Genomic DNA, 20,696 nt, shown 5'->3' on the forward strand with positions numbered 1-20,696 from the left:
GCGAAACGCCGGGCTCTGCAGAGCAGCGACCGGGTTTTACCTCACGTTATCGGGTGTTTTTCGCGCTGAGCTATCATGCTCGACGGTCATCCTCTTGCGAATCCGGCGCCCACTCGCCCACCTCATATTCTTCGATGTTCGATCTCCATCTATCCGGCGGACTGCTTTATCCCCATCTTCAGGCCCTGAATGCGCTCGCGTTGTCGGGAATCGTCGTCGCGCTGGTACTGGGCGGAATCGTGAAAGGCGTCACGGGTATTGGCGTGCCGCTCGTCGCGATGCCGATCCTCGTGCACTTCATGCCGGTCAAGGCCGCCGTGTTGCTGCTGTCCATGCCCATCATCCTCGGCAATATTCCGCAGGCAATCGAAGGCGGCGCGATACTCGCGACCGCACGACGCATTGCCGCGCCGCTGGCCGGGACCGTGATCGGCAATGTGATTGGCGTGTCGGTGCTTATCGCGCTCGAACCGCATCGGGCCCAATTCGCGTCGGGCGCGGTGTTGATCGTGGCGGCCGTCTTGCTGCTCGCCTCGCCGAGACTCAAACTCGCGCCGTCACTCGTGATGCCCGTGGGTTTCGCATTCGGCTTCGGCGCGGCGCTGATGGAAAGCATCGCCTCCGTGCCTGGGCCGTTGCTCGCGATGTATCTGCTCGCGACTGGCGCAACGGGCCGTCAGTTTACGAAGCAGATTGCGATCATTCTCGTCGTGTCGATCGTGACGCTCGTCACGACGTTCACCAGCGGCGCGCACGCGAACGCCGCGGACCTCGCGATTTCTGCGGCGGCCAGTCTTCCGGCCATCGCGGGCATGCTGCTCGCGCGGCCATTGCGTGACAGCCTGCATCCGCTCGCGTTCCGTGCCGTGGTGCTCGTCTGCGTGCTGGCGGCCGCCACGCAGATGATCTGGAAATCCGGCCTGCTTTAAGGCACGAAGACACGGCAACGCAAAAACACGGCAACGCAAAAACACCTTCAACCGCATGAAGGCAATCGTCAGGCGAAGCGTCAAGCCGGATCGTACCGATTGCGCGCGCAACGGCCATCCATGCGGCTTACACCCGCTCGAGCGCAACCATCTCCCTGACAACCACCAGCAGCACCGCGAGACTTGCCCCGCCTGTGGCGCGAAGATCCGCGAGTAGCTGGCCGTAGCGCGCGAGCGCGGTTTCGCGGCAATCGCACCATGCCTTGACGATCGCATCGGACGTCGACGATTCCGGCGACTGTGCAAGCGCACTCGTCGTCAGCGCGCGCTTGAGCCGTGCAACCTCGGCCAGTGCCGCCGCGCGCGCCATCATGTCCCAATGCGTGGGCGTGGGCAGCGAAGCCGCCCGTTCGCTGATCCAGCCGTAATTGAGCTGCGTGCCGAGCGCGAAGTACACCCCGGCGACGAGATCCAGATTCCGGTTGCAGGCTGCGGCGACCTCGGCGATATCGAGCAGCGCTGCCGAAATGTCGCCACTCGCCACGCGCGCGGCCAGCCCGCTTTCGACACCCGCATCGACCAGCGTGCGCTGGCGTGCCGTGAGCGCTTCGAGATCCGTGGCATGCAGCAACTGCGGCAGTTGCGGTGCAAGCCGTTGCGCCGCGTCGCGACAGCGCGCGAGCAGATCGCTCACGCTGCCGTTGCTGCTGTTACCCACGGCGCCCGATTGCAGATGCCGCAGGAACCACAGCGCCGCGCGTTCGAGCAGCCGCGCGACGTCGACAAACATGCGCGCCTGCACGTCGTCGGCGACGCGGTTGTCGAGCGCGTCGATATCGCGCCAGACTTCGTCGAGATCGAACACGTCGCGCGCGAGGATGCAGGCGCGCACGATGTCGCGGGGCTTCGCGTCGGTTTCTTCCATGATGCGATGCACGAACGCGCAGCCCACGCGATTGATGAGCGCATTGGTCAGATGCGTCGCGAGAATTTCGCGGCGCAGCGGATGGCGGCGCATCGGCTCGCTGAAGCGCTGTTGCAGCGGCTTCGGGAAGTAATCGACCAGCATTTCGGCCACGAGCGGATCTTCGGGAATGTCGGAGTCGAGCAGCGCGTCGTACAGCCACATCTTGCTGTAGGCGAGCAGCACAGCGCGTTCCGGCGACGTGAGGCCGAGCTTCGCGGCCTGGCGCTCCGCAATCTCTTCGTCGGTGGGCAGAAACTCGATCACGCGGTTCAGGCGGCCCGCACGTTCGAGCGAGCGGATCAAGCGCGCTTCGGCATCGAGCATCTGCACGGCGTAACGGCCCGCAATCGAAAGCGCCTGGGTCTGGTAGTAGTTATCGCGCAGCACGAGCAGGCCGACTTCGTCGGTCATTTCCGCAAGCAGGGCGTTGCGCTGCTTTTCGGTCATTTCGCCGTCCGCGACCACGAGTCCGAGCAGAATCTTGATGTTGACTTCGTGGTCGGAGCAATCGACACCGGCTGAATTGTCGATGGCGTCCGTATTGATGCGGCCGCCGCGCAACGCGAATTCGATGCGCCCGAATTGCGTGGCGCCGAGATTGCCGCCTTCGCCGACGACCTTGCAGCGCAGGTCGGCACCGTTGACGCGCACGGCGTCGCTGGCGCGGTCGCCCACCTGCGCGTTCGTTTCGTGCGCCGCCTTCACGTATGTGCCGATTCCGCCGTTGTAAAGCAGATCGACGGGCGCGAGCAGGATCGCGCGGATCAGCTCGTTTGGCGCGAGCGCCTTCGCATCGATCCCGAGCGCGGCCTGAACTTCGTGTGAGAGCGGAATGGTTTTCACCGTGCGCGCGTAGACGCCGCCGCCCGCGGAAATTTTCGTGGTGTCATAGTCGGCCCAGCTCGAACGCTCCAGCGCGAAGATGCGCTGCCGCTCCGCGAGGCTCGTGGCCGGATCGGGATTCGGGTCGAGGAACACGTGCCGGTGATCGAAGGCGGCGACAAGCCGGATGTGCGGCGAAAGCAGCATGCCGTTGCCGAATACGTCGCCCGACATGTCGCCGATGCCGACCACCGTGAAATCGGTTGCCTGCGTATCGATGCCCATTCCGCGGAAATGCCGCTTCACGGATTCCCAGGCGCCGCGCGCCGTGATCGCCATCTTCTTGTGGTCGTAGCCGACCGAGCCGCCCGATGCGAAAGCATCGTCGAGCCAGAAGCCGTATTCGTGCGAGATCGCGTTTGCGTAATCGGAGAAGGTGGCCGTGCCCTTGTCGGCCGCGACGACGAGATAGGGATCGTCGGCATCGCGGCGCACGACATCGGCTGGCGGCACGACGGCGTTATTCGCGAGGTTGTCGGTGAGGTCGAGCAGGCCGCGCAGGAAAGTCTGATAGCACGCGATACCTTCGCGCATCCACGCTTCGCGATCCGAGGGCGCGGGCGGTTGCTTCACGACGAAGCCGCCCTTCGAGCCGACCGGCACGATAACCACGTTCTTCACCATCTGCGCCTTCATGAGCCCGAGCACTTCCGTGCGGAAGTCTTCGCGCCGGTCGGACCAGCGCAGGCCGCCGCGTGCGACGCGACCGCCACGCAGGTGCACGCCTTCGACGCGCGGCGAGTACACCCAGATCTCGAACATCGGCTTCGGTTCCGGCAGGCCGGGCACTTTCGCCGGATCGAACTTGAACGAGAGATAGGACTTGGGCTGGCGGCTGGCGTCGCGCAGGAAATAGTTGGTGCGCACCGTCGCGTTAATGACGCCGAGAAATTGCCGCAGAATGCGGTCTTCGTCGAGGTTGGGCACCTGGTCGAGCGCGCTTTCGATGGCCTGCAACAGGCTTTCGGCCTGCCTGTTGCGCGCCTCGCCGGCGGACGGATCGAAGTGCGTCATGAAGAGTTCGACGAACTGCCGCGCGATGGCCGGATTGCCGGTGATCGCGCGCTCGATATACGCATCGCTGAAGGTCGAGCCTACCTGGCGCAGATATTTCGCGTACGCCCGCAGGATGGTGACTTCGCGCGCGCTGAGATTCGCGCGCAGGACGAGCCGGTTGTAATTGTCGTTTTCGATGGCGCCGTTCCACACCTGATCGAACGCATCTTCGAACAGATCCTTCACGCGGTCGATATCGAATTCGGCATCGTCGGCCAGTTCGAGCCCGAAATCGTGGACCCATGCAGGCGCGCAATCGGGCGCCTGAATCAGATAAGGCCGCTCTTCATCGACGCGCACGCCAAGATGTTCGAGCATCGGCAGGCTGCGCGAGAGTGCGATTGGCTCGCCCGCGCGATAGACCTTGAAGCGGAACTGACGCACCCCGGATTCAATGGGGCGATAGAGATTCATCGCGAGACGAGGCGTGCCTTGAACGCGCTCGATCAGTTCGATGTCGCGCACCGCGGTGCGCGCGGGATAATCGTCGCGATAGCCCGCGGGAAACGAGTCCGCGTAGCGGTGCAGCAGCCGGTTGCCCTGTTCTTCGCCGAACGCATCGAGCAGCGTATCGGCGAGATCGTCCTGCCAGCGGCGCGTTGCCTGCACGAGCCGCGCTTCGAGTTCGCGCGTGTCGACATCGGGCATCGTGCCCGGTTCGGCATGCACGACGAAATGAATTCGCGCGATGGTCGATTCGGACAACAGCGGCGTAAATTCCGCGGATATGCCGTTGAATGCCTGCATGAGCAGGCGTGCGATGCGTCGGCGCGAATCGGTGTTGTACTTGTCGCGCGAGATGAACACGAGGCACGACACGAACCGGTCGAAGCGGTCGCGCCGCACGAAAAGCCGCGTGCGCTGATGTTCCTGGAGGCGCAGCACGCCGAGCGCGCTGTCGTAAAGCTGGTCTTCATCGGCTTCGAACAGTTCGTCGCGCGGCCAGGTATCGAGCACCGTCACGAGCGTTTTGCCAAGGTGCCCCTTAGGCAGAAAACCCGCGCGCTGCACGATGTTCGCGCACTTGCGGCGCACGATCGGAATCTCGGCGCTGGACACCATGTAGGCCGTCGACGTATAGAGCCCGAGAAAGCGCCGCTCGCCGGTCACTTTGCCGTCGGGGCCCATGAGCTTCACGCCCACGTAGTCCAGGTAGCCGGGCCGGTGAACCGTTGCGCGCGAATTCGCTTTCGTCAGGAAGATCGGCCACGCACCCGTGATGATTTCGGCAGCGGCGTGCGGCAACGGCGTGATGTCGGGCGTCCCGGGCGGACGCCGTGCGGCGCGCAGGATGCCGAGGCCCGATTCGTCCATGCCGCGCAGGCCGAAGCCGGTGTCGAGGGAGACGAGCGCATAGTCGCGTTGCCCGAGGAACGTGAAATGGTCGGCCACCATCCATTCGAGGAATGCGCGTGCCTCGATGTCCTCCGCGGTCTTCTCGCGGGCCTTCATGAGCTTGATCGTGTCGCGTGCGATGTCGAGGAGCTTCGGCCAATCCTCGACCGATGCGCGCACATCGTCCAGAACTTGAGCGATGTCGTTGCGCAGTGTGTCGAGTTTTGCCGCGTCTCCGCATCGATCGACTTCGAAGTGAATGAAAGAGGCGAGTTGCGACTGGGCCTCGTCGCCGGTTGCACCCCCCACGCCGCCCACGCTAACGCGGCCAATGCCGCCGTCCTTGTCGCGCCAGATCCGGAACACGGGATGCAGAACCGAATGGAGAACGAGGCCGAGCCGATTGACGGCCATGGTGACCGAGTCAACGAGAAACGGCATGTCGTCGTTGACGATTTCGATGACCGTGTGGTCCGAATGCCAGCCGTGCTGTTCGAGGATCGGGTTGTAGACGCGCAGGCGTTCGCTGCCCGGTACGAAACGTTGCGCTGTCTGCCAGTGCGCCATGGCGGCGCCATAAAGGTCGGCGATGCTGCGGCTCTTGAGATCGTCGACGTCGGCAAAATCGTAATAATGCTGGAGAAACGGCTCGACGATCTGGAACGCGGGTTCCGGTAATCGTCCACGCGCGAAATCAACGAGATCAACAAGCAGGTGCGTGACGACTTCCTCGGTCTTCGCGTGCATGGCGCTCTCCTCGGCGGGTGACCATCATTGCATCGGTAGTGGGCCATTATGCGCCCGTTGCGTGAATGGGCCGCGTACGGTGTGCGTGCAGTCGCGCGCCGGTTTCATCAGATGTATCGCACGTGCAGCAAAGCGCGCGCCCGATAAATCCTTTGCCCAATTGCATCAGTTGCTCGCGGATGGCACGCCCGATATTCCTGCGCCGTTCGGCGACGCATGCCGCGAGGAACTCGAATCGCTTCGCGCACAACAGTTCTGATTGCCGTGGACCGGCGTGTCAACGCGGCGTTATCGCGATGTTAGTGTGATGTTAGTGTGATGTTAGTGCGGCGTGAGCTCGACGGGCTGATCGGCGCGATATCCGCCGCCGAGCGCCTTCGTCAATGCAATGTCCTGACTGATCATTTCTCCGTGCAGCGTAAGCAGGACAACCTGCTCCGCAATCACGGGCTGGCGCGCTTCGAGCGCCGCCAACCGGCTGGATAAACCGCGCTGGTAATGCGCTTTGGCGCTGTTGCTGGCGAAATCGATGGAGGCGACCCGGCGGCCTTGCAATGCGAACTGCGCATCGAGTGCCTGCAGGCGGCTGCCGGTCTGCGCGACGTCGCGCACCGCGTTGAGGACGGCCTCGTTGTACTGGTCGATCAACAGGTTGCTCTGCGCGCGTGCGCCGCTCAGGTTGGCGTTGAGCCGCCCGCCGTCGAAGATCGGCAAGTAGAGACCCGGAATGAAGTTGATCTGCTGGCTTGCATGCGTGAACAGGTCGCTGAGATGCAGCGCATTGACGCCGAAGAACGCCTTGATGTCGAAGCTCGGGAAGAAGGCGGCCTTCGCGGCATCGATGCGTTTGAACGATGCCTGCACATACCAGCGCATGGCCTGCAAATCGGGCCGGCGTGCGAGCAGCTCGTACGAAAGCGTCGCGGGCAAGGCCGCCTGTTCGGGCGGCAGCGCAACCGGTTCGATCACGCTCAGGCCGTTCGGCCCCGCGCCCATCAATGCGCGCAACGACTCGCGAAACGCCACGATCCGGCCTTGCGCTGCCGCGATCTGTTGTTCGATGGCCAGTTGCTGTGCTTCGGCTAATTCGAGTTCGGTGCGGGCTTCGAGGCCACGCGAGGCGCGTGCTTGATGAGCCGCCACGGCGAACGACGCGATATCGCGCGACTGGTTGAGCAAATCAACGAGTGCATACGTCGTTTGAATGCCGTAATACAGCTGCGCGACGTCGGTGGAAATTTCGAGTTCGACTGCGGACGTTTCGGCTAGGCGCGCGTTGCGCACGCCAAGCGATGCGGCAATCTGGGCGCGCTGCTTGCCCCAGATATCGATATTCAGACTTGCGCCCAGGCCGACGATTCCCTCCGTGTACCAGGGGCCTGTCAACCCGAGCGCCGGGTCGTTGCTGGCGAACGGACCGAGAAAGCCGTTTGCCGAAACATGCTGGCGATCGAGCATGCCTAGCGCCACGACTTGAAGGCTCGAGCCGGTTTGCGCCAGTTCCACGTCGGACCTGGCCTGCGCGACGCGGGTTCGCGCGATGTGCATCGTGGGTGCATTTTCAAGCGCCTGATCGATGAGTGCGTCGAGCTGGGCATCGTGATACCGGGTCCACCAGCGCGCAGCGGGCCAGCCTTCGCTCGCAAGATGAATGTCGCTTGCCAGATTGATCTGGTCGGGTTCGATCGTGGCATCGGGCGTGCCGTTTTTATGGATCAGCGCGCATCCGGGGATCACGCACAGCACCCAGACGATGCTCAAGATGCGCCGTTGCCAGCGCCGTCGCTGTTGCCGCCGCAGTTGCCGCCGCTGTTGCCGCGATACTCCGCTGAAAAAAGGACGCGTCTTCACGTGCGCACCGCCTGTGACGTTGCCAAAGCAACGGTCGCTCCGAAGCGCCAGTCGGGCAGGCCTGCGATTTGCCGTGACAGATCGTCCATCGCGGCGGCCAGTGGAGGCTCCACGGCAACCGCTGCGAACTCGATGCGCCGGGGCGCGCTGGCGGCAGGTGGGTTGGATGCGAGATCGTCGGCGTACCGGCCCAGTTCGGCGCAGGCCTGCTCCTGAACGCTGCGCGCCGCGTTGGCCGCTTCGGCGCTTGCAGCGCGGTCGCGCGAAGCAATCGTGTTGTGCAGCGTATTGCCCGCGAGCATGATCTCGCGCCCCTGTGCGAGGACGGTTTGCGCACGCAGCGTCAATTGCGCGTGTTCCCCTTCTTGCCAGTTGGGTTCGAGCGCAACACGTGAAAGCGTCGCTTCGCAATCGTCCAGTTGCGCCCACGCTTTTAGCTCAAGCTGGGCGTAGGGCGCCTCCGCCACCGTTCCTGCGGGCGCCTGCGGCGGGCGCAGCAGCGAGGCGATCGAGCGCAGCAGCGCGGCGAGTTTCAGGCGCAGTGCATCGCCTTCGCCTTCGCGCCAGAAGGACATCTGCACGAAGGTCGACACGCCGACGCCCAGCAGAATGCCCACCATCCGGTCGCGGATTTCCGTGAGGTTCGTGGTCGGGCCAAACTGTTCGAGCAATGCCAGCGCGAATGTGAATACGAGCTGGATTCCGGCGTAGCCGATACGCTCCGACCCGGCCGATATCCACGCGCCGAACGCGACGATGGGCAGTGTCATCAATAGCAAGCCGACGATGCTGTCGAGTTGCGGCACGACGAATACCACCATGAACAGGGCAAGCGCGCTGCCGACGAGCGCACCGGCGAGGCGCAGTGCGGAACGTTGCGCCGACGCGCCAAGACTCGGCAGCGCGACGATCAGGCAGGTCAGCATGATCGTATGGATGCCCTGCCAGTCCACGGCGTTGTAAAACACGTAGCACACGAGCACGGTCAACAGCACTTTCAGCGAAAAGCGCATGTAGGCGGGATTGGTCCATGCATCGGGCGCGATCATCGGTTCGGGTGTCGCGGGCTTGCCGGATGCGGCGCCGCTCGCAACCAGATCGGAATAAGCGTGCAGGGCCCGCTGAATTTCCGCTGCGGCCGGGATGGTATCCGCGCTGGCGCGGTCCGTGACGGTGGTGGTGCTCACATACCGATACGGTTCGCCCGTCATGACAGCGTTGTCGAGCGCCCGGCAGTTCGCGAGCAACTCGCGCAACATCGCGATCCGCGCTGCGGGCACGAGCGGTGATTCGTCGGGCAGTGCAACTGCGCTGCGATAAAGCCTCGATACCGTTGCGATGCACGCAAGATGCAGTGCCTGATCCTCCCGATACTGCGCATCGCGCATCGTCGAAAATCGCAGCAGTTTCTGAAGTGACAGCGCACCGCGTTGCACCGCCGCATGCGTTACCGGCGTGGCGCCGCGCGTGCCGTCGATCAATTGCGTGAGCCGGGCTTCGAGCGCGCCCAACTGACGATGGATTTCCTCACGAAGCTGACGTTGCGGCTCGGCGGGCAGGAGCAGGGTGTTGACCACGAGCGTCAGCGCAATCGGATAGTTGACGGCGACCCACACCCACAAGACGGCTCGGACCAGAATCTCTGCCTGATCCGTTTGATCGACAAAGCTTTGGACGTAGATGATGACGATCGCGACAATGAAAAACACAACGCCGATCTTGAGCACGCGCATCAGATAAACGCTTGCGAAGAACAGTCCACTCGCTACGACGATGCGCACCAGCGGGTAATCGAACGTGAGCTTGAGCATCAGGATCGATAAGCCGATGGCGAACGTCGAGCCGACGATGAACATGAGACCGACGAGCCGCGTCATCACCACGTTGGCCTGCGTGACGTAAAACACGACGAGCAGCGACAACGCGAGCGAAGGCACTTCGAGCGCCATCGAGGCGACGATCACGATCGCGCTCGTGAGTACGCTGCGAAGCATCACATTGGTTCGTCCGGGAAACGGCGCAAGCTCGTGTTTCAGGAACGCGCCTGCGTCATGCAGCGAGGTCGGCAGGTATTCGTCGATGGCCATGGCGACCTCAGCGGCGTTCGCCGTTTTTGTCGTGCTCGGGGTGCAGCACCGCGACCGCCGACGTGCCGACGCGAAAGAGCGCAGGGTCGGGATGATCGACGCGTATCTTCACGGGGAAGCGCTGCGACACGTGCACCCAGTTGATCGTGCGTTGTATGCGCGGCAAGCCGCCCGGAAGCGTGAGGCCGCCTTCGTCCGGCGCGACGCCGTAACTGATCGAATCGACGGTGCCCTGAAAGTGACGGCGCGTATCGCTCATCAGGTAGACGGTGGCGCGCGTTCCGGGCCGGATGTTTTTAAGTTCGGTCTCGCGGAAGTTCGCGACGACGTACCACTGGCGTGTGTCGATCAGCGTAAAAATGGGTTTGAGCACCGATGCAAACTGGCCCGTCGAAGTCTTCAACGCGACGATGCGGCCATCGAACGGCGCTTTCACCGTTGCGTATTCGAGATTCAGTTCGGCAATCGAGATATCGGCCATGACGACGGCACGCTGCGCGACGAGCGCATCGACACCGCTTACGGCCGCCGTAGCCTGTTGCGCCTGCAACTGTGCGGCGCCGAGTTCGGCTGCCGTGGCGCGTTGCGCGGTACGCGCACGATCGACATCCTCCGCCGATACATAGCCTTGCGACAGGAGCGGTTCCATCCGGTGCAGCGTATCGGCGGCCTGGGCGGCGGCAGCGCGCGAGCGTTCGACGGCGGCGCGCACGGATTGCGCGTTGTACTGTTGCGCGTTGACGGTGCGCTGGGTCAGCTCGATCTGCCGGTCGAGCGCGACGAGCGACGCTTGACCTCGTGCGAGTGCCTGCTCGTACGGACGAGGATCGATGCGAAACAACAGGTCTCCCTGCTTTACCGCCTGATTGTCGCGCACGGGCAATTCGACGATACGACCGCTCACTTCCGGCACGACGTCGATCGTATCGGCGTACACATAGGCGTCGTCCGTGCGCGGGGAACGGTCGAGCAGATGGATCACGAAAAACAGCAACAGTATCGTGACGACTACCAGCACGATGGCGGGCCATTGCTTCGTTGATGTCTTGCGGGCAGTTGTCGCCATGGTGTGCCTGCGAAGGAGAATCAGTCGTGAAAAAAGACTAGCCAGGCAACGAGTGCGAGGAACGTGACGAGCGTGGGATAAACGACGGCCGGTGGGCCGAGCAGCCGGTCGCGTTGCAGGCGTTTGAGGATCAGGAAGAGCGCCACCGCGAGCGCGACGCCCGCGACAATGCAGAACAGCCAATCAGGAAAATAGGCGCCGAGAATGCCTATGGACGGTGCGACTGCGCATCCTTGCAGGAGCACGGTGGCGACGGCTGCGACGGTCACCATAGCGATTGCGCGCGCCAGCTGGAAGTCTCGCCCGAGCGGCATAAAAGCGCTCCCAAGTCGTCCGTCTTGTTCGTTTCGGATGTAAAGCTTTGTAGCTTTGCTCGCGTATTCTGCACGAACTGCCGATACTCGCGCGGCGAGCAGGGATGCCAATCCGGAAGTCAACCCGGACGCAATTCAACGCTTCCTTGCATTACCCTGACAACCATCGCGATTTAATTATTGCACCGCAGCAAAATGATGCCTAAACTGGATACGTTGAGTGGTCGTTCCGAATGTTTTTGAAAGGAGAGCGTGACATGACGACTCGATCTCCACCGCATCAATCAAACCCGATGCTACATGTCTTCGAACAAGAAGGTGGATGGCATTGGGGTATCACAATCCCCAGGCCGGCTGGCAGCGGCTTCAAAGTTATTGCATACAGTAAGACGAAATTCGCCGGTGAAAGTGAGGCCAGACGAGACGGCAACCACGCACTCGATAGTCTCCCTGGTATGGAAGGATTCTCGTTCGTGAGTTAATGCGCGGACGGTCGTTCGATCTCGCTGAATCGATGCGCTTGCCCTGCGGCGGCATCGTGGACGGTCGGATGTTCTCGCTGTTTTTGTGCTCGACGTATCACGTAACGCGAAGAGACAAAACGATGATTGAGCGAGCCGATATCGCAATGCGGCGGAAGCGTTATGCGATGTATCGCCTTGGTCTGGCGATGGATCGACTGATGAAGGCCGATGGCGAGTGCGAGCGCGTCATGGCTACGCGCTGGGTGAACGCCTGGGGACGAGCAATCGGCGAGCGATGGTTCGCGAGACGCACGTACGGAAGCGATCGGCCTCCCGCTGTGGCATCGCCCGAGTGGCTAAAGCACGCCGGCGCTATCGGCGCAGCCGGAACAACGGCGACAGATCGTCCGTTTCAATAAAATTCGGAATCCGGTTTTAAAAACGCAGTTGACTCGCATGTGACGTTTCCATGCGATTGCCCCGCTGCGCATCGACCGATGAGGTAATGGAACCAAAACGCGGAGAGATGGACCCGTTACACCGCAACGGTCCACCCTCCGCTTATCCGCGTATCCGATTTTGTGCGGATAGCTCTCCTGTTACGACCCTACCGTCACGAACACCGGGTTCGAATAGAACCACAGGTTATTGTAGTTCCGCGCGTTGATCGCATTAAAGCGCGCGTCGTTTTGAGTCACGTCGGTCTTCTGGTCGGGTAGCGGATTGCCATTCTCCGTTTCGCCCGGCACATTCATGCCCAGATTCGTGCCGCGCAAACGGAAGTATTGATTCGTCGTCGCCACGTACTTGTATGTCATTGTGTTGTAGCCATCCTTGTCTAGCTTCCAGTCGGCAGCCGTGAACGTAGCGATAACCCGCGTCGAATCGTTGGTGTCCTTGCTGTAGTTCGGCGTGCCTGGTGCCGCGCGAGGCGTGACGTCACCGGCAATCAAATCAATATGATCCACGGTGGGGCGAGCATTGACGCTGATGCCACTGTCGATCGGATACTGATAATTGTTGCGATCCGGGCTCTTGAAGCGGATCGTGATCGATACCGTTTCTCCAGCTTTCGCCTTCAGCTCACCGCCCATATCGGCAGCGGTCGTGCCGCCGCCGATATGAAAGTCGAGCGCATTGATCAAGTCGCCGTACACCGAAAACATCTTGCCTGAGCGCAGACCTTCCAGTACCCCTTTCACGCCGGTGTACTTATCGTCTACCCAGATATAGGTTCTAGCATATTCGCCGGGGAAGTAGCTGCTGCTGTGCGGCACACGAATCTTGAAGTGGTGATCGGAATTGCCCACGTTCCAGAAGCGGCGGCCGTCACCGAGCAACGCATCCCAAACGCCACCCACTTGCGCCACAGCGTAATCCACGCCGCCGTAGGCACGGTTTTTCCGGTTTGCATCGACATAAGCCGTGGTATAGCCACCGCGATCGGGCTCCATCTGCGCGCCAATCATGCCTTCCATGGCAAACACGATGTTCGGTGCAACGTCATTGAACGCGCGATAGTCGGCCGCCGCCCATTTGCCGTTATTGCGCGAAGGGTGGTTGATCAATGCATAACTCGTGTCCGGGTAGTTGTCGCGCAACCACGTGATGGCCTTGACCGCATCGTCGTGAGTCGTGAAGGCGCGGGTACCGGCGGCATCCCATCGGGCGACATCGGCTGAGTCGAACTGGCTGGCCTTGCGTTTGGTGAAGTAGTACTCGAATTGTTTGGCCGCTTCGAGCGACGTGCTCAGTGGCGAACCGGTGAAGATGCCCACGTTAATATGATCGTGCGTGGGCATATCCCATTCGAATGTCGAGAAGATCAACTTGTCTCCGTAGCGGCCGCCGGCCTGCAGTTCGCGTACAGCCGGAATTTCGTATTGAGCCAGGGCCAAAGAGAACGGTAGCTCGCCGTTGACGAGGTCAACGCCGTTGTGATCGCGTTCTGACGGACGAAGATGGTTGGAGAGGGCCATCCAGTCGAGGTCGTAGTGGAGCAGCGCTTCATCCAGCACGACCGAAAGCTTGTCCTGCGCATCGTTCGACTCCACCGTATGGACGTGAAAATCACCGGTCTTCCATTTACCCGTGATCTCAGGCGCTGGTGTTGGCGGTGCCGAGGGCTTCGACTCGACTGGTTTATTGTTGTTGGCATCGCTGCAGCCATAAGACACGGCGATGATAAAAGCCGCCATGGCGGTCATCGTCAACTTGAGAGGATTCGTCATATTTCAAATATCTAGATTTTCTGGTGCCGAAGAGGGGGTATTCCTGGAGGCCTAAGCGCGCGCGTCTACCAGCAGAAGCGGTATCCCGGCGGACGGAAATGAACACTGGACTACTAAGTGACACGCCGATGCCTGCCTTTGCTGTAGGGCAAGGATTCCATTTTGCTAGCTGTTCGTGCGTACTTTGCGGTCCTCACTAATTTCAAGGCCGCAATTATGCGTAAGGAAAATGACATCTTTCTGACCCGGTGCGTGGCACATCTCGTGGTGACCTCAAAGTGAGCCGGGTTTAACCTGCGCAAGCTCGCCCGTCAACGTCATCTTCACGGCCTCGTCGCGAAGCGCCTTCATATAGGGCGCTCCTGGATGTCGATTCGTCCACGCCTGCGTTTTGCAATTTTTAACGAAACGTTGGCCGCCATGTTCTCCAATCGATGTCATCGACTCCGCGCGCACCTCGTTCGAAAAGCATTCCTGACCTTTCGTTATGCTTTCATTGTCGAGTCACACTTGTTCCTTAACATCCGAGCTTCCTGAAAACCTTCGCGACGGGGGAGTAGAAAACATGGAGCGAGCCAAACTGGCGGCGCTGCTTAGTTCTTGCGTCTTTGCACTTGCCGGATGCAACGGCAGCGATGAACGGACCAGCACCGTACCCGATACTGCGCCGACTGCCGCGCGCAACGTAATCTTTTTCCTCGGCGACGGCATGGGCATCACGACCCTGACGGCCGCTCGCATTTACGCCGTTGGCGAAAGCGGCGACCTCACGATCGACACGCTGCCTGAGTCCGCGTTCGTGAAGACCTATTCCAACGATGCACAGGTGACCGACAGTGCGCCTTCGATGTCCGCCTATATGACGGGCGTCAAGTCCAACAATGAAGTCATCGCGATGTCGACCGAAACGGTGGCGATCGAGCCGAGTGGTGGCGTCGGCAACTGCGGTGCGAACAACGGCAAACCCGCGACGACGCTGCTCGAAATCGCCAAGGCGAAGGGGTTGGCCACGGGCGTTGTGACGACCACGCGCGTCACGCACGCGACGCCAGCAGCAACGTACGCGCACGTATGTCATCGCGACGCCGAGAACGACATTGCGGCATCGCTGGTGCCGGGCGGTGCGGGCTTTAACAGCGCGCTGGGCGACGGCGTCGACGTTGTGCTCGGCGGCGGCAAGAAATTCTTCGTCCCGAAGGACAGCGGCGGCGAGCGCGGCGACGGGCGCAACCTGGTCAACGAGTTGAAGGCGAAGGGCTACGCGTTCGCGCAGAACCGAGACGACCTCATTGGCGCGGATGCGATCAAGAACGGAAAGCTGGTCGGCTTTTTTGCGTCGAGTCACATGAGCTACGACCTCGATCGCAACGCGGTGAAGGAGCCTAGCCTCTCCGAGATGACGACGCGTGCGCTCGACGTGCTGCAAAAGAATCCGAAGGGCTATTTCCTGATGGTTGAAGGCGGCCGCATCGACCACGCGCTGCACGACACCAATGCGAAGCGCGCGCTGCAGGACACTGTCGCGTTCGACGACGCGATCAAGGCGGCGCTCGACAAGGTGAGCAAGACCGATCCCGGCCTGAAGAACACGCTGATCGTCGTCACGGCCGATCACGATCACACGCTGGTGCTGAACGGCTATGCGGGGCTGACCGGCAGGACCGAAGCGGGCAAGCCGGGCGTGCTGGGTGTGGTGCACAACTATCAGGACGGCAAGGTCGCGAAGGATGCGGACGGCGCACCGTACACGATCATCGGCTTCGGCAATGGTCATAACCGTGTGCAGGGCAGCCGCGCGAACACCGCGCTCACTGACGAAGTGACGGGCGCGAACGATTATTACCAGGAGGCGGCAATTCGAGTGACCAAGGGCGAAGAAACGCACGGCGGCACGGATGTGTTCCTCGGTGCGATCGGCCGCGGCGCGGACACGTTCCACGGCGTGATCGAGAACACCAAGGTCTTCGAGCTGGTGCGCAAGGCGGTGCAGCTATGAGCGCCGACAACACGGGTACAGGGGGATACATGATGTCGACCATCAAGCGTATTGGGGCGGCGTTGGCCGTCGCGGGTTTCGCATGCGGCCCGGTGCAGGCAGCGGGCCAGGCGAAGAACGTGATTTTCTTTCTCGGTGACGGCATGGGGCCGACAGTCGTGACGGCGAGCCGGATCTACAAGGTCGGTGAGGCGGGACAACTGACGATGGAGACGCTGAAGCGCACCGCGCGCGTCAAAACCTTCTCGAACGATGCGCAGACAACCGACAGCGCGCCGTCCATGTCCGCGTACATGACCGGCGTGAAGATGAACAACGAAGTGCTGTCGATGTCGCCCGATACGGTCGCCGTCAGGCCGGGCAAAGACGCCAACGAGAACGGCAACGGCGTCAACAACTGCAAGCCGGACAACGGCAAGCCGGTCAAGACGATACTTGAACTGGCGAAGGAGCAAGGCAAGGCGATCGGTGCGATCACAACTACCGAGCTTACGCACGCGACGCCCGCCGCGACTTTTTCGCACATCTGCCATCGCGATGCGATGTACGACATCGCCGCACAGGCTGTGCCGGGCGGTGCCGGCTACAACACGGCGCTCGGCGATGGCGTCGACGTGCTGATGGGTGGCGGTCGCAACTACTGGACGCCGTACCATAAGGATGACAACGATCAGAAGAATGACAACCGTCGCGGGCGCGCGGACGGCCGCCACCTGCTCGACGAGATGGCGGCGAAGGGCTACACGGTCGTGGCCACCAAGGATGAACTCGCGCAGGCGGACACCGGCAAGCTGATCGGTCTGTTCAGTAAGACGAGCCATCTCGAGTACGACATGGATCGGGTCGCGGGCAAGGACGAAGGGCCGACGCAGCCGAGCCTGGCAGAGATGACGTCAAAGGCGATCGACGTGCTGTCGAATAACCCGAAGGGATACTTCCTGATGGTCGAAGGCGGCCGGATCGATCATGCGCTTCACGGCACCAACGCGAAACGGGCGCTTGACGACACGGTGGCGTTCGACGAAGCGATCCGCGTTGCGCTGGAGAAGGTTGACCTGTCCAACACGTTGATTGTCGTGACCGCCGACCACGACCACACGATGACGATCAACGGCTATTCGGGGCGCGGCAATTCGATTCTCGACATCAGCCGCAGCTATCGCGACGGCCAGCCGAGCAAGGATGCGGACGGCAATACGTACACGACACTGGTATTCGGCAACGGCAAGAATCGACCGGAAGTGCGGACGTCCGTCGATTCAGCCGAGGCGCGGAGTGACGGCTATCTCCAGGAGGTCGGTATCAAGATGGGTGGCGAGACGCACGGCGGCGGCGACGTCATGCTGTTTGCCGATGGCGCGGACGCGAATACGTTCAAGGGCACGATTGACAATACGAAGGTGTTCGATCTCATGCGGTCCGCGCTCGGCTTGTGAGCTTCTCGATTTCTAGACGGACGGAGAAACGATGAGCCCCACCATCTTTTGCGTGCTTGCCTGCGCATTCGCCGCGTCCCCGGCGCTTGCGGCAGCGGATCTCGACGCCGTGGTACTGCATGAAAGCCGCGTGGTCACGGCTGACGGCGTAACGCGTACCACGACGTATCGGGAACGGATGGTTCGGCGCGACGGGCACGTGTGGGTCGAGCGTGTGCTGCCCGTCGCGGCGGCGGGCGGCGGTCGTGGTGGTCATGACGACCATGACCATGACCACGGTCATGTGCGCAAGAACCCGCTGCGCGCCGGTGTGCAGCCGGTTTCCGCACATGCAGCCCAGGCGACCCACACCGGCCACAAGCACTTCAACTTCCAGACGGCCGCACGGCACGTCACCTACGACGGCAAGACGGCGCACATCGAGTACGTGGATGCGGCGAACCGGACGGTCGTCGGTGTGCCGCCGGCCGAGTACGAATCCACGGGTTTCGACGGCTCGTGGGACAACGCGTACTACGTCACGCCGCCATCGCAGTTGAAGCGGCTTGCGGCCGCGAAGCGCGGCGCGACGACCGGCACGCGCTGGTACGAGCAGGCTGTCGATACACGCGGCGTGAACCGGATCCTGTGGAGCGACAAGCTGCAGGCACCGTTGTCGGTCGAGTATCGGAGTGCGGATGGCCGTGTGATGCGCAAGCTGACGTTGACGCAAGTTCCAGCCTCGCGGAACAAGCCGTTGCCGTGGCAAACGCTCGCGGACTATCAGCGCAAGGAATATGCCGACTACCTGGATTGACCGTGTGCGCGGTTGGGCTCCGGTCGGTTGCCGCAAGCTGGTCGAGTAGTTCGCGCAGATATCACCTTCACGCAACCGGATGAATCTCTCGATTCATCCGGTTCCTCTCGCTCGTACGGCGCACTTGCCCGACTCGACATGTCTTGATCGAGCACCGCTCGGGTCACGGGCGTGCCTGCACCGACCTTGAACGGCGTCACGCGGCGAGCAGCTCGCACCCGCTACCGACCTCGACATCCTCCAAAGTTTTTTCTCTTGCCTTAACCCAATCAATCAGATCACCACCTCATGAAAAACGAAGGCGTTCCCGCAGCAGGACCTGTTATCAGCGACGACATAAGCGTGTCGGACTCCCGCAGGCGAAGCCTGCTTAAAGCAGGCTTCGGCGCCACACTACTGCCGATTGGCGGCAGCATGCTGCTGTCCGCTTGCGGCGGCGAACTCGGCGCACCAGGCGCCGCCACCCAGCCGCCGGCACAGCCGGACACGTCGAAGCTCGTCTCCAGCTTCGCGCTGGCCGTGCTGCCCGACACGCAGTTCTACGCCCGTTACGCCACCGTCGCCGAGAACCGGCAGTTCACACGCAAATACGGTAGCGAGCCGTTCCGTGCCCAGACCCAATGGGTGGCGAGCAACGCCGCTGCACTGAATATCCCGTTCCTGATCCATCTGGGCGATGTGGTTGACCAGGTGGGCAAAGAAGCGCAGTGGATGGTGGCACACAGTGCGATGCAGGTGCTGGAGAGCGCCAAGGTGCCGTACTCGATCCTCGCCGGCAACCACGACGTCATTCGCGATCGCGACTACGTCGATGCCGGCAGTCAGCAACGTGACACCGACGCGCAGCGCGACCTTGACAAGGAACCGTACTTGCAGTGGTTCGGCACTGCGCGCGCGAAGCGCCAGGCCACCTTCGGCGGGCGCGATCCCAGCGGCTTCCACGAGTACCACGTGTTCACCGCCGAAGGGCAGAAGTTCCTGGTGCTGTCGCTGTCGTGGCGCATTTCCGACGATGGTCTAGCGTGGGCCAACAAGGTCATCCGCGACAACCCCACGCTGCCCGTGATCCTGGTGAATCACCAGCTCCTCAACATCGGCAAGGACGGCGTGAGCCCGCTTGAGGTGCCCTACGGAAAGATGCTGTGGGACGAGCTGATCTACAACAACGATCAGATCTTCATGACGCTGAACGGCCACTACCACGGCGCTGCGCGACTCACCAAAACCAACGCGTACGGCAACGCGGTCGAACAGATGGTGGTGGACTATCAGATGGCCTACCAGGGCGGTAACGGCCTGATGCGTCTCTACGAACTCGATCTGACCAACAACGAGATCAAGTGCCTGTCGTTTTCGCCGTGGGTGCCGCAGAAGCCTGCGGACACGCTGAACGCCTTCGATCAGGCGGTGTTGACCGCACCGAACGAGCAGTTCGTCATCAAAATGGATTTCGCGAAGCGCTTTGCGCGCTTCAACAAGGACTTCCAGGCCGGCAAACCGTCCCATACCTCGCTGGTGGACAAGGCCACGGCCATGATCCTGGCCAACTACAAGGACCCGGCGCCTGCCGAGCAGAAGCCTGCAGCCGACTCGGAAGACTATCCGCACATTGTCGGCACGCTGGCGCACTGGCGCTTCTTTGGCGCGGTGGGCCAGGCCGTCAAGGTAGGCGAGACCGTCATCGACAAGGGTGAGAGTGGCCAGAACCCGATCCGCCGCGCTGCGCTCAACGTCGATGGCGTGACTGACGCGCAGCTTGACGATCTTGTCTGGTCCGATGACCGCCACCACCTGTCGGCCGTACCGGGTTCCGTGCAGTTCCGCAACACGGACAAGATCAAGATCAGGAACGAGAACACGGGCGAGGACGAGGAAGTACCGCGCATGAGCTACTTTCTGACCGACGCCGCAGCGCCGATCAATGCAGAAAACCTGGCCAATGGCTACACCGTCGAAGCCATCGTCAAAATCGACAAGGACTGGAATGCCGGTAAGCACGCATGGATGAACATCATGACGCGCGATGGCGCGCGCGGCGGCCTGGATGGCTTCAAGGGCGACGACCCGAAAGCATCGCCGATGCTGTTCGCCGTTTCAAGCCTGCGCGAGATCCAGTGGGAAGTCGTGCCGGTGCAGAGCGGCGATCGGATTCCCACGGCCAACTGGTCCGGGGAAATCATCGCTGACAAGTGGCTGCATATCGCGATCGTCGGCGACAACAGCACCAACGAAACCATCCTCTATGTCGAAGGCGCCCCGGTGCTGCGCAATGCAAGCAATGCCCCCGGCGTGGATACGCTGGGCGCCGCGATGCCCTGGGTCATCGGTGGGGGCGCATGGGGCGGCGACCGTGCGGACGGTTTCTTCGGCAACATCAGCGAGATTCGCGTGGTCGGCAAACCGCTGACGCCGGAGCAGTGGCTCACTGCACGGCGTAGTTGACGTTTTTTCGGGCGCCTGGCCGTCGAATGGAATCTCTTTGGTGGACGGCCGGGCGCATTTAAGGCATGGCCTGTGGGCGTGCGCGGTTCTCGCGTTT

13 protein-coding genes are annotated in these 20,696 nt (G+C 62.0%); 7 read left to right on the forward strand and 6 right to left on the reverse strand.

The window, feature by feature from the left end:
* The first annotated feature begins 134 nt into the window (after nt 1–134).
* Nucleotides 135–929, forward strand: coding sequence for a sulfite exporter TauE/SafE family protein (locus Q0L30_RS02945; protein ID WP_296650955.1), 795 nt, complete (start codon nt 135–137; stop codon nt 927–929).
* Between the two features lie 127 nt (nt 930–1,056).
* On the opposite strand, the gene Q0L30_RS02950 is transcribed toward Q0L30_RS02945, so the two are convergent.
* Nucleotides 1,057–5,916 (reverse strand): NAD-glutamate dehydrogenase, encoded by a 4,860-nt coding sequence (locus tag Q0L30_RS02950; protein WP_296650956.1) that lies wholly within the window; start codon nt 5,914–5,916, stop codon nt 1,057–1,059.
* Nucleotides 5,917–5,977: 61 nt separating this feature from the next.
* Between Q0L30_RS02950 and Q0L30_RS02955 the strand changes: the two genes are divergently transcribed.
* On the forward strand, nt 5,978–6,175 hold the full coding sequence (locus tag Q0L30_RS02955; RefSeq protein WP_296650958.1) for a hypothetical protein: 198 nt from the start codon (nt 5,978–5,980) through the stop codon (nt 6,173–6,175).
* Between the two features lie 62 nt (nt 6,176–6,237).
* Here the strand turns inward: Q0L30_RS02955 and Q0L30_RS02960 are convergent, their stop codons facing one another.
* The 4 genes from Q0L30_RS02960 to Q0L30_RS02975 form a co-directional block, all read right to left on the reverse strand.
* On the reverse strand, nt 6,238–7,677 hold the full coding sequence (locus Q0L30_RS02960) for an MdtP family multidrug efflux transporter outer membrane subunit (RefSeq protein ID WP_296650960.1): 1,440 nt from the start codon (nt 7,675–7,677) through the stop codon (nt 6,238–6,240).
* Nucleotides 7,678–7,763: 86 nt separating this feature from the next.
* A complete protein-coding gene (locus Q0L30_RS02965; RefSeq protein WP_296650962.1) occupies nt 7,764–9,854 on the reverse strand; it encodes an FUSC family protein in 2,091 nt (696 codons plus the stop codon).
* Between the two features lie 7 nt (nt 9,855–9,861).
* A complete protein-coding gene (gene mdtN, locus Q0L30_RS02970; RefSeq protein WP_296650964.1) occupies nt 9,862–10,920 on the reverse strand; it encodes a multidrug transporter subunit MdtN in 1,059 nt (352 codons plus the stop codon).
* A gap of 20 nt (nt 10,921–10,940) precedes the next feature.
* On the reverse strand, nt 10,941–11,234 hold the full coding sequence (locus Q0L30_RS02975) for a YtcA family lipoprotein (protein WP_296650967.1): 294 nt from the start codon (nt 11,232–11,234) through the stop codon (nt 10,941–10,943).
* A gap of 257 nt (nt 11,235–11,491) precedes the next feature.
* On the opposite strand from Q0L30_RS02975, the gene Q0L30_RS02980 reads away from it, so the two are divergent.
* A complete protein-coding gene (locus tag Q0L30_RS02980) occupies nt 11,492–11,716 on the forward strand; it encodes a hypothetical protein (RefSeq protein ID WP_296650969.1) in 225 nt (74 codons plus the stop codon).
* Nucleotides 11,717–12,297: 581 nt separating this feature from the next.
* On the opposite strand, the gene Q0L30_RS02985 is transcribed toward Q0L30_RS02980, so the two are convergent.
* Nucleotides 12,298–13,929 (reverse strand): S-layer protein, encoded by a 1,632-nt coding sequence (locus Q0L30_RS02985; RefSeq protein WP_296650971.1) that lies wholly within the window; start codon nt 13,927–13,929, stop codon nt 12,298–12,300.
* 565 nt (nt 13,930–14,494) lie between these two features.
* Between Q0L30_RS02985 and Q0L30_RS02990 the strand changes: the two genes are divergently transcribed.
* The 4 genes from Q0L30_RS02990 to Q0L30_RS03005 all read left to right on the forward strand — a co-directional run bounded on the left by Q0L30_RS02990 (nt 14,495) and on the right by Q0L30_RS03005 (nt 20,599).
* Entirely contained in the window at nt 14,495–15,925 is a 1,431-nt protein-coding gene (locus Q0L30_RS02990) for an alkaline phosphatase (protein ID WP_296650973.1), read from the forward strand.
* Between the two features lie 32 nt (nt 15,926–15,957).
* On the forward strand, nt 15,958–17,361 hold the full coding sequence (locus Q0L30_RS02995) for an alkaline phosphatase (RefSeq protein WP_296651236.1): 1,404 nt from the start codon (nt 15,958–15,960) through the stop codon (nt 17,359–17,361).
* Between the two features lie 31 nt (nt 17,362–17,392).
* Nucleotides 17,393–18,157 (forward strand): hypothetical protein, encoded by a 765-nt coding sequence (locus Q0L30_RS03000; protein WP_296650976.1) that lies wholly within the window; start codon nt 17,393–17,395, stop codon nt 18,155–18,157.
* A gap of 288 nt (nt 18,158–18,445) precedes the next feature.
* The gene (locus Q0L30_RS03005) at nt 18,446–20,599 is read left to right on the forward strand and encodes a LamG-like jellyroll fold domain-containing protein (protein WP_296650978.1); all 2,154 of its coding nucleotides are present in this window, start codon (nt 18,446–18,448) and stop codon (nt 20,597–20,599) included.
* Nucleotides 20,600–20,696 lie beyond the last annotated feature (97 nt).

The sequence above is a fragment of the Paraburkholderia sp. genome, from assembly GCF_024281035.1.
Taxonomy (GTDB): domain Bacteria; phylum Pseudomonadota; class Gammaproteobacteria; order Burkholderiales; family Burkholderiaceae; genus Paraburkholderia.